13 protein-coding genes and 1 other annotated feature are annotated in these 13,688 nt (G+C 51.1%); of the genes, 10 read left to right on the top strand and 3 right to left on the bottom strand.

Annotation, left to right across the window (positions count from 1 at the left end; translation table 11 throughout):
• Positions 1–6 precede the first annotated feature (6 nt).
• Genes creB through creD form a run of 3 tightly spaced genes read left to right on the top strand, consistent with a single transcriptional unit; the run spans position 7 to position 3,530 of the window.
• Positions 7–696: a two-component system response regulator CreB gene (gene creB, locus FQ015_RS01365; RefSeq protein WP_105271162.1), complete on the top strand. Its 690-nt coding sequence runs from the start codon at positions 7–9 to the stop codon at positions 694–696.
• Entirely contained in the window at positions 696–2,120 is a 1,425-nt protein-coding gene (gene creC / locus FQ015_RS01360) for a two-component system sensor histidine kinase CreC (protein WP_160523616.1), read from the top strand. Before creB ends, creC begins: the two co-directional genes overlap by 1 nt.
• Before the next feature lie 57 nt (positions 2,121–2,177).
• A complete protein-coding gene (gene creD / locus FQ015_RS01355) occupies positions 2,178–3,530 on the top strand; it encodes a cell envelope integrity protein CreD (RefSeq protein ID WP_105278741.1) in 1,353 nt (450 codons plus the stop codon).
• Positions 3,531–3,589: 59 nt separating this feature from the next.
• Here the strand turns inward: creD and arcA are convergent, their stop codons facing one another.
• On the bottom strand, positions 3,590–4,306 hold the full coding sequence (arcA, locus tag FQ015_RS01350; protein ID WP_001194358.1) for a two-component system response regulator ArcA: 717 nt from the start codon (positions 4,304–4,306) through the stop codon (positions 3,590–3,592).
• A gap of 95 nt (positions 4,307–4,401) precedes the next feature.
• Between arcA and yjjY the strand changes: the two genes are divergently transcribed.
• The 7 genes from yjjY to FQ015_RS01315 all read left to right on the top strand — a co-directional run bounded on the left by yjjY (position 4,402) and on the right by FQ015_RS01315 (position 11,187).
• On the top strand, positions 4,402–4,542 hold the full coding sequence (gene yjjY, locus FQ015_RS01345; RefSeq protein ID WP_001303782.1) for a protein YjjY: 141 nt from the start codon (positions 4,402–4,404) through the stop codon (positions 4,540–4,542).
• A 399-nt stretch (positions 4,543–4,941) separates the two neighbouring features.
• On the top strand, positions 4,942–5,628 hold the full coding sequence (locus FQ015_RS01340; protein ID WP_001223153.1) for a tRNA/rRNA methyltransferase: 687 nt from the start codon (positions 4,942–4,944) through the stop codon (positions 5,626–5,628).
• Positions 5,629–5,841: 213 nt separating this feature from the next.
• On the top strand, positions 5,842–5,907 hold the full coding sequence (thrL, locus tag FQ015_RS01335; RefSeq protein ID WP_001386572.1) for a thr operon leader peptide: 66 nt from the start codon (positions 5,842–5,844) through the stop codon (positions 5,905–5,907).
• Positions 5,843–5,962, top strand: a sequence feature (Thr leader region). Its footprint overlaps the gene before it by 65 nt.
• 25 nt (positions 5,963–5,987) lie before the next feature.
• Entirely contained in the window at positions 5,988–8,450 is a 2,463-nt protein-coding gene (thrA, locus tag FQ015_RS01330; protein ID WP_001264706.1) for a bifunctional aspartate kinase/homoserine dehydrogenase I, read from the top strand.
• A 1-nt stretch (position 8,451) separates the two neighbouring features.
• Positions 8,452–9,384, top strand: coding sequence for a homoserine kinase (gene thrB / locus FQ015_RS01325; RefSeq protein WP_000241655.1), 933 nt, complete (start codon positions 8,452–8,454; stop codon positions 9,382–9,384).
• On the top strand, positions 9,385–10,671 hold the full coding sequence (thrC, locus tag FQ015_RS01320) for a threonine synthase (protein ID WP_039020377.1): 1,287 nt from the start codon (positions 9,385–9,387) through the stop codon (positions 10,669–10,671).
• A 213-nt stretch (positions 10,672–10,884) separates the two neighbouring features.
• Positions 10,885–11,187: a DUF2502 domain-containing protein gene (locus tag FQ015_RS01315; RefSeq protein ID WP_039020376.1), complete on the top strand. Its 303-nt coding sequence runs from the start codon at positions 10,885–10,887 to the stop codon at positions 11,185–11,187.
• Between the two features lie 39 nt (positions 11,188–11,226).
• Here FQ015_RS01315 and yaaA read toward each other — a convergent pair whose 3' ends face one another.
• Both yaaA and FQ015_RS01305 read right to left on the bottom strand, forming a co-directional pair.
• The gene (gene yaaA / locus FQ015_RS01310; RefSeq protein ID WP_160523615.1) at positions 11,227–12,003 is read right to left on the bottom strand and encodes a peroxide stress protein YaaA; all 777 of its coding nucleotides are present in this window, start codon (positions 12,001–12,003) and stop codon (positions 11,227–11,229) included.
• Between the two features lie 69 nt (positions 12,004–12,072).
• Positions 12,073–13,503 carry an alanine/glycine:cation symporter family protein gene (locus FQ015_RS01305; protein WP_160523614.1) on the bottom strand — a complete coding sequence of 477 codons (1,431 nt, stop codon included), beginning with the start codon at positions 13,501–13,503 and terminating at the stop codon, positions 12,073–12,075.
• Positions 13,504–13,688 lie beyond the last annotated feature (185 nt).

Below are 13,688 nucleotides of genomic sequence, written 5' to 3'. Positions count from 1 at the left end.
CGATTTATGCAACGGGAAACGGTCTGGTTAGTAGAAGACGAGCAAGGGATAGCCGACACGCTAGTCTACATGTTGCAACAGGAAGGTTTTGCCGTCGAGGTCTTTGAGCGAGGCTTGCCGGTGCTGGATAAAGCTCGCCAGCAGGTTCCCGATGTCATGATTCTCGATGTTGGTTTGCCTGATATCAGCGGCTTTGAATTGTGCCGCCAGTTACTGGCGCTCCATCCGGCGTTACCTGTACTGTTCCTGACGGCCCGAAGTGAAGAGGTCGATCGCCTGCTTGGGCTGGAAATTGGCGCTGACGACTACGTGGCTAAACCGTTTTCACCTCGCGAAGTGTGCGCCAGAGTGCGCACCTTACTGCGTCGGGTGAGGAAGTTCTCGACGCCGTCTCCCGTTATCCGTATTGGTCATTTTGAATTGAATGAACCTGCGGCGCAGATCAGCTGGTTTGACACGCCATTAACGCTGACGCGGTATGAGTTTTTGCTGCTGAAAACATTACTCAAGTCGCCGGGCCGCGTCTGGTCCCGCCTGCAACTGATGGATAGCGTGTGGGAAGATGCGCAGGACACCTACGATCGCACCGTCGATACCCACATTAAAACGCTGCGTGCCAAGCTGCGCGCCATTAACCCCGATCTTTCCCCGATTAATACTCATCGCGGCATGGGATATAGCCTGAGGGGACTGTAATGCGTATCGGCATGAGGTTGTTGCTGGGCTATTTTTTACTGGTGGCAGTGGCGGCCTGGTTCGTACTGGCAATTTTTGTCAAAGAAGTTAAACCGGGCGTGCGAAGAGCAACGGAGGGGACGTTGATCGACACCGCAACGTTGCTGGCGGAGCTGGCGCGTCCCGATTTGCTCTCTGGGGACCCAACGCATGGGCAACTGGCGCAGGCGTTTAATCAGCTACAACATCGCCCGTTTCGCGCCAATATCGGTGGCATTCACAAAGTGCGCAATGAATATCATGTCTACATGACTGATGCGCAGGGCAAAGTATTGTTCGATTCGGCAAATAAAGCCGTTGGACAGGATTACTCGCGCTGGAATGACGTCTGGCTAACGTTGCGTGGTCAGTATGGTGCGCGCAGCACGTTGCAAAATCCTGACGATCCCGAAAGTTCTGTGATGTATGTTGCCGCGCCAATTATGGACGGCTCGCGGCTTATTGGTGTTTTGAGCGTAGGCAAACCGAACGCGGCGATGGCTCCGGTCATTAAGCGCAGCGAGCGGCGAATTTTATGGGCCAGCGCCATTTTGTTGGGGATTGCACTGGTGATTGGCGCAGGCATGGTTTGGTGGATCAACCGCTCCATTGCCCGGCTCACTCGCTATGCTGATTCTGTCACTGACAATAAGCCCGTTCCTCTCCCCGATCTCGGTAGTAGCGAGCTGCGTAAACTCGCGCAGGCGCTGGAAAGTATGCGCGTGAAGCTGGAAGGGAAAAACTATATTGAGCAGTATATTTATGCGTTAACTCATGAGCTAAAAAGCCCACTGGCGGCGATTCGTGGTGCGGCGGAAATTTTACGCGAAGGTCCGCCGCCGGAAGTGGTGGCTCGTTTTACTGACAACATTCTGACACAAAATGCGCGAATGCAGGCGCTGGTGGAAACGTTACTACGCCAGGCAAGACTGGAGAATCGTCAGGAAGTCGTTCTGACTGCTGTTGATGTGGCGGCATTATTTCGCCGCATCAGCGAAGCGCGCACCGTGCAGTTGGCGGAAAAAAACATCACTCTACATGTTATGCCCACAGAGGTTAACGTTGCTGCTGAATCGGCGTTACTGGAGCAGGCGCTGGGGAATTTATTGGATAACGCCATCGATTTTACCCCCGAGGGCGGTCGTATAACGCTAAGCGCTGAAGTGGATCATGAACACGTTACGCTTAAGGTGCTGGATACCGGTAGTGGTATTCCTGACTACGCCCTGTCGCGTGTTTTTGAGCGCTTTTACTCTTTGCCGCGTGCGAATGGGCAAAAAAGTAGTGGTCTGGGGTTGGCGTTCGTCAGTGAGGTTGCCCGTTTGCTTAATGGCGAAGTCACACTGTGCAACGTGCCACAAGGCGGTGTGCTGGCTTCGCTTCGACTTCACCGTCACTTCACATAGCTTCAAATTCTTCCCACATAGCCTTTGTAACCTGCGGCCATTGCAAAGGAGAAGACTATGTTGAAATCCCCCCTGTTCTGGAAAATGACCACCCTGTTTGCTGCAGTATTGCTGTTGTTGATTCCGATAATGCTGATTCGGCAGGTGATTGTCGAACGTGCCGATTACCGTAGCGATGTGGAAGATGCGATTCGCCAAAGTACCAGCGGGCCGCAAAAACTCGTTGGGCCGCTCATCGCTATTCCTGTGACCGAGCTTTATACGGTGCAGGAAGAGGATAAAACCGTGGAGCGGAAACGAAGTTTTATCCATTTTTGGTTACCTGAGTCATTGATGGTTGATGGCAATCAGAACGTAGAAGAACGCAAGATTGGGATTTATACCGGTCAGGTCTGGCATAGTGATTTAACGCTAAAAGCCGATTTTGATGTTTCGCGTCTTAGCGAACTCAATGCGCCAAATATCACCTTAGGCAAGCCATTTATTGTGATTGGCGTCGGGGATGCGCGCGGTATAGGTATGGTGAAAGCACCTGACGTTAACGGAACGGCGCTGACCATTGAACCCGGCACCGGGTTAGAGCAAGGCGGGCAGGGCGTGCATATCCCTTTACCCGAAGGGGACTGGCGGAAGCAGAACCTGAAGCTGAATATGGCACTGAATTTAAGCGGTACCGGCAATCTTTCTGTGGTGCCTGCCGGGCGTAATAGCGAAATGACCTTAACCAGCAACTGGCCGCATCCCAGTTTTTTAGGTGATTTTCTGCCAGCCAAACGGGAAGTCAGCGAGTCTGGTTTTCAGGCGCAATGGCAAAGCAGCTGGTTTGCTAATAATCTCGGTGAGCGTTTTGCTTCAGGCAATGATACCGGCTGGGAAAACTTCCCGGCGTTTAGCGTCGCAGTGACGACGCCAGCCGATCAATACCAATTAACGGACCGTGCGACTAAGTACGCCATTCTGCTGATTGCACTGACTTTTATGGCGTTCTTTGTTTTTGAAACGCTCACCGCGCAACGTTTACACCCAATGCAATATTTGCTGGTGGGGCTTTCATTGGTGATGTTTTATTTGCTCTTGCTGGCGCTTTCTGAACATACCGGTTTTACCGTGGCATGGATAATCGCCAGTCTGATTGGGGCGTTAATGAACGGTATTTATTTGCAGGCGGTATTGAAAGGCTGGCGCAACAGCATGTTGTTTACCCTCGCGCTGTTGTTGCTGGATGGTGTGATGTGGGGACTGCTCAACTCTGCCGATAGCGCGCTGTTGTTGGGAACCAGTGTGCTGATGGTGGCGCTGGCCGGCATGATGTTTGTGACCCGTAATATCGACTGGTATGCGTTTTCACTGCCGAAAATGAAAGCCAGTAAAGAAGTTACAACGGACGATGAGTTACGTATCTGGAAATAAGGTTGAAAAATAAAAACGGCGCTAAAAAGCGCCGTTTTTTTTGACGGTGGTAAAGCCGATTAATCTTCCAGATCACCGCAGAAGCGATAACCTTCACCGTGAATGGTGGCGATGATTTCCGGCGTATCCGGCGTAGATTCGAAATGTTTACGAATACGGCGGATCGTCACGTCTACAGTACGGTCGTGCGGTTTCAGCTCACGGCCGGTCATTTTCTTCAGCAGTTCAGCACGGGACTGAATTTTGCCTGGGTTTTCACAGAAGTGAAGCATGGCGCGGAACTCGCTGCGCGGCAGCTTGTACTGCTCGCCATCAGGGCCGATCAGCGAACGGCTGTTGATGTCCAGTTCCCAACCATTGAACTTGTAGCTTTCAACGCTACGACGTTCTTCGCTGACAGTACCAAGATTCATGGTACGGGACAGCAGGTTGCGTGCACGAATAGTCAGTTCACGCGGGTTGAACGGTTTGGTGATGTAATCATCTGCACCGATTTCGAGGCCGAGAATTTTATCGACTTCGTTGTCACGGCCAGTCAGGAACATCAACGCAACATTCGCCTGCTCGCGCAGTTCACGCGCTAACAGAAGACCGTTCTTACCCGGCAGATTGATATCCATGATCACCAGGTTGATGTCATATTCAGAGAGGATCTGATGCATTTCCGCGCCATCTGTCGCTTCGAAAACATCATAGCCTTCCGCTTCGAAAATACTTTTCAACGTGTTGCGTGTTACCAACTCGTCTTCAACGATAAGAATGTGCGGGGTCTGCATGTTTGCTACCTAAATTGCCAACTAAATCGAAACAGGAAGTACAAAAGTCCCTGACCTGCCTGATGCATGCTGCAAATTAACATGATCGGCGTAACATGACTAAAGTACGTAATTGCGTTCTTGATGCACTTTCCATCAACGTCAACAACATCATTAGCTTGGTCGTGGGTACTTTCCCTCAGGACCCGACAGTGTCAAAAACGGCTGTCATCCTAACCATTTTAACAGCAACATAACAGGCTAAGAGGGGCCGGACACCCAATAAAACTACGCTTCGTTGACATATATCAAGTTCAATTGTAGCACGTTAACAGTTTGATGAAATCATCGTATCTAAATGCTAGCTTTCGTCACATTATTTTAATAATCCAACTAGTTGCATCATACAACTAATAAACGTGGTGAATCCAATTGTCGAGATTTATTTTTTATAAAATTATCCTAAGTAAACAGAAGGATATGTAGCATTTTTTAACAATTCAACCATTAGTACAGTCAGGAAATAGTTTAGTCTTTTTTAAGCTAAGTGAAGGGCTTTTTCTGCGACTTACGTTAAGAGTTTGTAAATTCGATCCGCGTAATAAGTTGACAATGATCACCCTGTGCGCGGTTATTAGGTCAAGAAGAGTGGCAATATGCGTATAACGATTATTCTGGTCGCACCCGCCAGAGCAGAAAATATTGGGGCAGCGGCGCGGGCAATGAAAACGATGGGGTTTAGCGAGCTGCGAATTGTCGATAGTCAGGCACACCTGGAGCCAGCTACCCGCTGGGTCGCACATGGATCTGGTGATATTATTGATAATATTAAAGTTTTCCCAACTCTGGCTGAATCGTTACACGATGTCGACTTCACTGTCGCCACCACTGCACGCAGTCGGGCGAAATATCATTACTACGCCACGCCGGTGGAACTGGTGCCGCTGTTAGAGGAAAAATCCTCGTGGATGAGCCATGCAGCGCTGGTGTTTGGTCGCGAAGATTCCGGGCTGACTAACGAAGAGTTAGCCTTGGCTGACGTTCTTACTGGTGTGCCGATGGTGGCAGATTATCCTTCGCTGAATCTGGGACAGGCGGTGATGGTTTATTGCTATCAATTAGCAACATTAATACAACAACCGGCCAAAAGTGACACAACGGCAGACCAACATCAACTGCAAGCTTTACGCGAACGAGCCATGTCATTGCTGACGACCCTGGCAGTGGCAGATGACACAAAACTGGTCGACTGGTTACAACAACGGCTGGGGCTTTTAGAGCAACGAGACACGGCAATGTTGCATCGTTTGCTGCATGATATTGAAAAAAATATCACCAAATAAAAAACGCCTTAGTAAGTATTTTTCAGCTTTTCATTCTGACTGCAACGGGCAATATGTCTCTGTGTGGATTAAAAAAAGTGTCTCTGGCAGCAGCTTCTGAACTGGTTACCTGCCGTGAGTAAATTAAAATTTTATTGACTTAGGTCACTAAATACTTTAACCAATATAGGCATAGCGCACAGACAGATAAAAATTACAGAGTACACAACATCCATGAAACGCATTAGCACCACCATTACCACCACCATCACCATTACCACAGGTAACGGTGCGGGCTGACGCGTACAGGAAACACAGAAAAAAGCCCGCACCTGACAGTGCGGGCTTTTTTTTCGACCAAAGGTAACGAGGTAACAACCATGCGAGTGTTGAAGTTCGGCGGTACATCAGTGGCAAATGCAGAACGTTTTCTGCGGGTTGCCGATATTCTGGAAAGCAATGCCAGGCAGGGGCAGGTGGCCACCGTCCTCTCTGCCCCCGCCAAAATCACCAACCACCTGGTGGCGATGATTGAAAAAACCATTAGCGGCCAGGATGCTTTACCCAATATCAGCGATGCCGAACGTATTTTTGCCGAACTTCTGACGGGACTCGCCGCCGCTCAGCCGGGATTCCCGCTGGCGCAGCTGAAAACTTTCGTCGACCAGGAATTTGCCCAAATTAAACATGTCCTGCATGGTATTAGTTTGTTAGGGCAGTGCCCGGATAGCATCAACGCGGCACTGATTTGCCGTGGCGAGAAAATGTCGATCGCCATTATGGCCGGCGTGTTAGAAGCGCGTGGTCACAACGTTACCGTAATCGATCCGGTCGAAAAACTGCTGGCAGTCGGTCATTACCTCGAATCTACCGTCGATATTGCTGAGTCCACCCGCCGTATTGCGGCAAGCCGCATTCCGGCTGACCACATGGTGCTGATGGCAGGTTTCACCGCCGGTAATGAAAAAGGCGAACTGGTGGTGCTTGGACGTAACGGTTCCGACTACTCCGCCGCGGTACTGGCTGCCTGTTTACGCGCCGATTGTTGCGAGATCTGGACGGACGTTGACGGGGTCTATACCTGCGACCCGCGTCAGGTGCCCGATGCGAGGTTGTTGAAGTCGATGTCCTACCAGGAAGCGATGGAGCTTTCCTACTTCGGCGCTAAAGTTCTTCACCCCCGCACCATTACCCCCATCGCCCAGTTCCAAATCCCTTGCCTGATTAAAAACACCGGAAATCCTCAAGCACCAGGTACGCTCATTGGCGCCAGCCGTGATGAAGACGAATTACCAGTCAAGGGCATTTCCAATCTGAATAACATGGCAATGTTTAGCGTTTCCGGTCCGGGAATGAAAGGGATGGTCGGCATGGCGGCGCGCGTCTTTGCAGCGATGTCACGCGCTCGCATTTCAGTGGTGCTGATTACGCAATCGTCTTCTGAATACAGTATCAGTTTCTGCGTTCCACAAAGCGACTGTGTGCGAGCTGAACGGGCGATGCAGGAAGAGTTCTATCTTGAACTGAAGGAAGGCTTGCTGGAGCCGCTGGCGGTGACGGAACGGCTAGCCATTATCTCGGTGGTAGGTGATGGTATGCGCACCTTGCGTGGGATCTCGGCGAAATTCTTTGCCGCGCTGGCCCGCGCCAATATCAACATTGTCGCCATTGCTCAGGGATCTTCTGAACGCTCAATCTCTGTCGTGGTAAATAACGATGATGCGACCACTGGCGTGCGCGTTACCCACCAGATGCTGTTCAATACCGATCAGGTTATCGAAGTGTTTGTGATTGGCGTCGGTGGTGTTGGCGGTGCGCTGCTGGAGCAACTGAAGCGCCAGCAAAGCTGGCTGAAGAATAAACATATCGACTTACGTGTCTGCGGCGTTGCCAACTCAAAGGCTCTGCTCACCAATGTGCATGGCCTTAATCTGGAGAACTGGCAGGAAGAACTGGCGCAAGCCAAAGAGCCGTTTAACCTCGGGCGCTTAATTCGCCTGGTGAAAGAATATCATTTGCTGAATCCGGTGATTGTCGACTGTACCTCCAGCCAGGCGGTGGCGGATCAGTATGCTGACTTCCTGCGCGAAGGTTTCCACGTGGTTACGCCAAACAAAAAGGCCAACACCTCGTCGATGGATTACTACCATCAGTTGCGTTATGCGGCGGAAAAATCGCGGCGTAAATTCCTCTATGACACTAACGTTGGGGCTGGATTACCGGTTATTGAGAACCTGCAAAATCTGCTCAACGCAGGTGATGAATTAATGAAGTTCTCCGGCATTCTTTCCGGTTCGCTTTCTTATATCTTCGGCAAGTTAGACGAAGGCATGAGTTTCTCCGAGGCGACCACGCTGGCGCGGGAAATGGGTTATACCGAACCGGACCCGCGAGATGATCTTTCTGGTATGGATGTGGCGCGTAAGCTATTGATTCTCGCCCGTGAAACGGGACGTGAACTGGAACTGGCGGATATTGAAATTGAACCTGTGCTGCCCGCAGAGTTTAACGCAGAGGGTGATGTTGCAGCTTTTATGGCGAATCTGTCACAGCTCGACGATCTCTTTGCCGCACGCGTGGCGAAGGCTCGTGATGAGGGCAAAGTTTTGCGCTATGTTGGCAATATTGATGAAGATGGCATCTGCCGCGTGAAGATTGCCGAAGTGGATGGCAATGATCCGCTGTTCAAAGTGAAAAATGGCGAAAACGCCCTGGCCTTCTATAGCCACTATTATCAGCCGCTGCCGTTGGTTCTGCGCGGATATGGCGCGGGCAATGACGTTACAGCTGCTGGTGTCTTTGCCGATCTGCTACGTACCCTCTCATGGAAGTTAGGAGTCTGACATGGTTAAAGTTTATGCCCCGGCTTCCAGTGCCAATATGAGCGTCGGGTTTGATGTGCTCGGGGCGGCGGTGACACCTGTTGATGGTGCATTGCTCGGAGATGTAGTCACGGTTGAGGCGGCAGAGACATTCAGTCTCAACAATCTCGGACGTTTTGCCGATAAGCTGCCGTCAGAACCACGGGAAAATATCGTTTATCAGTGCTGGGAGCGTTTTTGCCAGGAGCTGGGCAAGCAAATTCCAGTGGCAATGACGCTGGAAAAGAATATGCCGATCGGCTCGGGCTTAGGCTCCAGTGCCTGTTCGGTGGTCGCGGCGCTGATGGCGATGAATGAACACTGCGGCAAGCCGCTTAATGACACTCGTTTGCTGGCTTTGATGGGCGAGCTGGAAGGGCGTATCTCCGGCAGCATTCATTACGACAACGTGGCACCGTGTTTTCTTGGTGGTATGCAGTTGATGATCGAAGAAAACGACATCATCAGCCAGCAAGTGCCAGGGTTTGATGAGTGGCTGTGGGTGCTGGCGTATCCGGGGATTAAAGTCTCGACGGCAGAAGCCAGGGCGATTTTACCGGCGCAGTATCGCCGCCAGGATTGCATTGCGCACGGGCGACATCTGGCAGGCTTCATTCACGCCTGCTATTCCCGTCAACCTGAGCTTGCCGCGAAGTTGATGAAAGATGTTATCGCTGAACCTTACCGTGAACGTTTACTGCCTGGCTTCAAGCAGGCGCGGCAGGCGGTCGCGGAAATCGGCGCGGTAGCGAGCGGTATCTCCGGATCCGGGCCGACCTTGTTCGCTCTGTGTGACAAGCCGGATACCGCCCAGCGCGTTGCCGACTGGTTGGGTAAGAACTACCTGCAAAATCAGGAAGGTTTTGTTCATATTTGCCGGCTGGATACGGCAGGCGCACGAGTACTGGAAAACTAAATGAAACTCTACAATCTGAAAGATCACAACGAACAGGTCAGCTTTGCGCAAGCCGTAACTCAGGGGTTGGGCAAAAATCAGGGGCTGTTTTTTCCGCACGACCTACCGGAATTTAGCCTGACTGAAATTGATGAGATGCTGAAACTGGATTTTGTCACCCGCAGTGCGAAGATCCTCTCGGCGTTTATTGGTGATGAGATCCCGCAGGAAATACTGGAAGAGCGCGTGCGCGCGGCGTTTGCCTTCCCGGCTCCGGTCGCCAATGTTGAAAGCGATGTCGGTTGTCTGGAATTGTTTCATGGGCCAACACTGGCATTTAAAGATTTCGGCGGTCGCTTTATGGCACAAATGCTGACCCATATTGCGGGCGATAAGCCAGTGACCATTCTGACCGCGACCTCCGGTGATACTGGAGCGGCAGTGGCTCATGCTTTCTACGGTTTACCGAATGTGAAAGTGGTTATCCTCTATCCAAAAGGCAAAATCAGTCCACTGCAAGAAAAACTGTTCTGTACATTGGGCGGCAATATTGAAACTGTTGCCATCGACGGCGATTTCGATGCCTGTCAGGCGCTGGTGAAGCAGGCGTTTGATGATGAAGAACTGAAGGTGGCGCTGGGGCTAAACTCTGCTAACTCCATTAACATCAGCCGTTTGCTGGCGCAGATTTGCTACTACTTTGAAGCTGTTGCGCAGCTGCCGCAGGAAGCGCGCAACCAGCTGGTTGTCTCGGTGCCGAGCGGTAACTTCGGCGATTTGACTGCGGGCCTGCTGGCGAAATCTCTTGGCCTGCCGGTGAAGCGTTTTATCGCTGCCACTAACGTGAACGATACCGTGCCGCGTTTCCTGCACGACGGGCAGTGGTCCCCTAAAGCGACTCAGGCGACGTTATCCAACGCGATGGACGTGAGTCAACCGAACAACTGGCCGCGTGTGGAAGAGTTGTTCCGCCGCAAAATCTGGCAACTGAAAGAGCTGGGTTATGCAGCCGTAGATGATGAAACCACGCAACAGACAATGCGTGAGTTAAAAGAACTGGGCTATACCTCGGAGCCGCACGCTGCCGTAGCTTATCGTGCGCTGCGTGACCAGTTGCATCCAGGCGAATATGGCTTGTTCCTCGGCACCGCGCATCCGGCGAAATTTAAAGAGAGCGTGGAAGCGATTCTCGGTGAAACATTGGATCTGCCAAAAGAGCTGGCAGAACGTGCTGATTTACCCTTGCTTTCGCATAATCTGCCCGCCGATTTTGCTGCGTTGCGTAAATTGATGATGAATCATCAGTAACATCTATTCATTATCTCAATCAGGCCGGGTTTGCTTTTATACAGCCCGGCTTTTTTATGAAGAAAATATGGAGAAAAACGACAGGAAAAAAGGAGAAATTCTCAATAAATGCGGTAACTTAGAGATTAGGATTGCGGAGAATAACAACCGCCGTTCTCATCGCGTAATCTCCGGATATCGACCCATAACGGGCAATGATAAAAGGAGTAACCTGTGAAAAAGATGCAATCTATCGTACTCGCACTTTCCCTGGTTCTGGTCGCTCCCATGGCAGCACAGGCTGCGGAAATTACGTTAGTCCCGTCAGTAAAATTACAGATAGGCGATCGTGATAATCGTGGCTATTACTGGGATGGCGGTCACTGGCGCGACCACGGCTGGTGGAAACAACATTATGAATGGCGAGGCAATCGCTGGCACCCACACGGATCGCCGCCAGGTCATAACAAGCACCATGATCATCGTAATGACCACCGTGGCGATCATCGTCCGGGGCCGGACAAACATCATCGCTAAATATGAATGCCGGATTGCCATCCGGCATTTACTGCAAACTTAACGCTGCTCGTAGCGTTTAAACACCAGTTCCCCATCACTGGAGGAAGCTTCATCAAAGAAGTAACCTTCGCTATTAAAGCCAGTTAGTTGCTCTGGTTTGGTCAGCCGATTTTCAATAATGAAACGACTCATCAGACCGCGCGCTTTCTTAGCGTAGAAGCTGATTATCTTAAATTTGCCGTTCTTCTCATCGAGGAACACTGGCTTGATAATCTCGGCATTCAATTTCTTCGGCTTCACCGATTTAAAATACTCATCTGACGCCAGATTAATCACCACATTATCGCCTTGTGCTGCGAGCGCCTCGTTCAGCTTGTTGGTGATGATATCTCCCCAGAATTGATACAGATCTTTCCCTCGGGCATTCTCAAGACGGATCCCCATTTCCAGACGATAAGGCTGCATTAAATCGAGCGGGCGCAGTACGCCATACAAGCCGGAAAGCATTCGCAAATGTTGTTGGGCAAAATCGAAATCGTCTTCGCTGAAGGTTTCGGCCTGCAAGCCAGTATAGACATCACCTTTAAATGCCAGAATCGCCTGTCGGGCATTCTCTGGCGTGAAATCTGGCTGCCAGTCATGAAAGCGAGCGGCGTTGATGCCCGCCAGTTTGTCGCTGATGCGCATCAGGGTGCTAATCTGCAGAGGCGTCAGTTTCCGCGCTTCATGGATCAGCTGCTGGGAGTTGTCTAACAGCTCCGGCAGCGTATAGCGCGTGGTGGGCAACGGGCTTTGGTAATCGAGCGTTTTCGCAGGTGAAATAAGAATCAGCATATCCAGTCCTTGCAGGAAATTTATGCCGACTTTAGCAAAAAAAGAGAATGAGTTGATCGATAGTTGTGATTACTCCTGCGAAACATCATCCCACGCGTCCGGAGAAAGCTGGCGACCAATATCCGGATAACGCAACGGATCAAACACCGGGCGCACGCCGAGTTTACGCTGGCGTAGATAATCACTGGCAATGGTATGAACCACAGGCGAGAGCAGTAATATGGCGGTCAAATTGGTAATAGCCATGCAGGCCATTATGATATCTGCCAGTTGCCACATCAGCGGAAGACTTAGCAAGGTGCCGCCGATGACCGTTGCGAAGGTGCAGATTCGCAGACACCAGATCGCTTTAGGGTTGTTCAGGCGTAAGAAGAAGAGATTGTTTTCGGCATAAATGTAGTTGGCAACGATGGAGCTGAAGGCAAACAGAATAACCACGAGGGTAACAAACTCCGCACCCCAGGAACCCATTAACACCCGCATCGCCTTCTGGATAAGCTGAATACCTTCCAGTGGCATGTAGGTTGTGCCGTTGCCAGCCAGTAATATCAGCATGGCGCTTGCCGTACAGATGACCAGGGTGTCGATAAAAATGCCAATCATCTGGACAATCCCTTGCGCTGCGGGATGCGGAGGCCAGGACGCAGCTGCCGCTGCCGCGTTTGGCGTCGACCCCATTCCCGCCTCATTGGAAAACATACTGCGCTGAAAACCGTTAGTAATCGCCTGGCTTAAGGTATATCCCGCCGCGCCGCCTGCCGCTTCCTGCCAGCCAAAAGCACTCTCAAAAATAGACCAAATGACGTGGGGAAGTTGCCCGATATTCATTACGCAAATTACCAGGCTGGTCAGTACCCAGATTACCGCCATCAACGGGACAAACCCCTGCATGAGCCGGGCGACGCCATGAAGACCGCGAGTGATTGCCAGCAGAGCAAAGACAGCAAGAATAATGCCTGTCACCAGCGGGGGAAAATCAAAAGAAAAACTCAGGGCTCGGGCAACGGCGTTCGCCTGAACTCCGCTGAAAATTATGCCGTAGGCGATGAGCAAAAAGAGGGCGAACAGAACGCCCATCCAGCGCATCCCCAGCCCGCGCGCCATATACCATGCCGGTCCGCCACGAAACTGCCCATTAACGTCACGTTCTTTATAAAGTTGTGCAAGGGAACATTCGGCAAACGAGGTCGCCATGCCGATAAACGCGGCAACCCACATCCAGAAGACGGCACCTGGTCCACCGGCGGTAATAGCCAGCGCAACGCCAGCCAGGTTGCCGCTACCCACGCGCGCCGCAAGACTGGTACACAATGACTGAAATGAGGTTAAACCGCCTGGCTGTGGATGAATGCTATTTTTAAGACTTTTGCCAAACTGGCGGATGTAGCGAAACTGCACAAAACCGGTGCGAAAAGTGAACCAACAACCTGCGCCGAAGAGCAGGTAAATCATTACCGAGCCCCAGAAGACGCTGTTAATAAAGGAAAAAAAATCTGGCATGCATATCCCTCTTATTGCCGGTCGCGATGACTTTCCTGTGTAAACGTTACCAATTGTTTAAGAAGTATATACGCTACGAGGTAGTTGATAACTTCTGCGTAGCATACATGAGGTTTTGTATAAAAATGGCGGGCGATATCAACGCAGTGTCAGAAATCCGAAACAGTCTCGCCAGGCGATAACCG

The sequence above is a fragment of the Escherichia sp. HH26CH genome (genome assembly GCF_009820205.1).
In the GTDB taxonomy this organism is placed as follows: Bacteria; Pseudomonadota; Gammaproteobacteria; order Enterobacterales; family Enterobacteriaceae; genus Escherichia; species Escherichia coli_F.
Note: the sequence above shows the minus strand (reverse complement) of the source record. Positions and strands in the feature narration are given on the sequence as shown.

What these genes read in the sequence shown, in the direction of transcription:
- creB (WP_105271162.1), top strand. Translation starts at nt 7, where the DNA reads ATGCAACGGGAAACGGTCTGGTTAGTAGAAGACGAGCAAGGGATAGCC.
- creC (WP_160523616.1), top strand. Translation starts at nt 696, where the DNA reads ATGCGTATCGGCATGAGGTTGTTGCTGGGCTATTTTTTACTGGTGGCA.
- creD (WP_105278741.1), top strand. Translation starts at nt 2,178, where the DNA reads ATGTTGAAATCCCCCCTGTTCTGGAAAATGACCACCCTGTTTGCTGCA.
- arcA (WP_001194358.1), bottom strand. Translation starts at nt 4,306, where the DNA reads ATGCAGACCCCGCACATTCTTATCGTTGAAGACGAGTTGGTAACACGC.
- yjjY (WP_001303782.1), top strand. Translation starts at nt 4,402, where the DNA reads ATGACTAAAGTACGTAATTGCGTTCTTGATGCACTTTCCATCAACGTC.
- FQ015_RS01340 (WP_001223153.1), top strand. Translation starts at nt 4,942, where the DNA reads ATGCGTATAACGATTATTCTGGTCGCACCCGCCAGAGCAGAAAATATT.
- thrA (WP_001264706.1), top strand. Translation starts at nt 5,988, where the DNA reads ATGCGAGTGTTGAAGTTCGGCGGTACATCAGTGGCAAATGCAGAACGT.
- thrB (WP_000241655.1), top strand. Translation starts at nt 8,452, where the DNA reads ATGGTTAAAGTTTATGCCCCGGCTTCCAGTGCCAATATGAGCGTCGGG.
- thrC (WP_039020377.1), top strand. Translation starts at nt 9,385, where the DNA reads ATGAAACTCTACAATCTGAAAGATCACAACGAACAGGTCAGCTTTGCG.
- yaaA (WP_160523615.1), bottom strand. Translation starts at nt 12,003, where the DNA reads ATGCTGATTCTTATTTCACCTGCGAAAACGCTCGATTACCAAAGCCCG.
- FQ015_RS01305 (WP_160523614.1), bottom strand. Translation starts at nt 13,503, where the DNA reads ATGCCAGATTTTTTTTCCTTTATTAACAGCGTCTTCTGGGGCTCGGTA.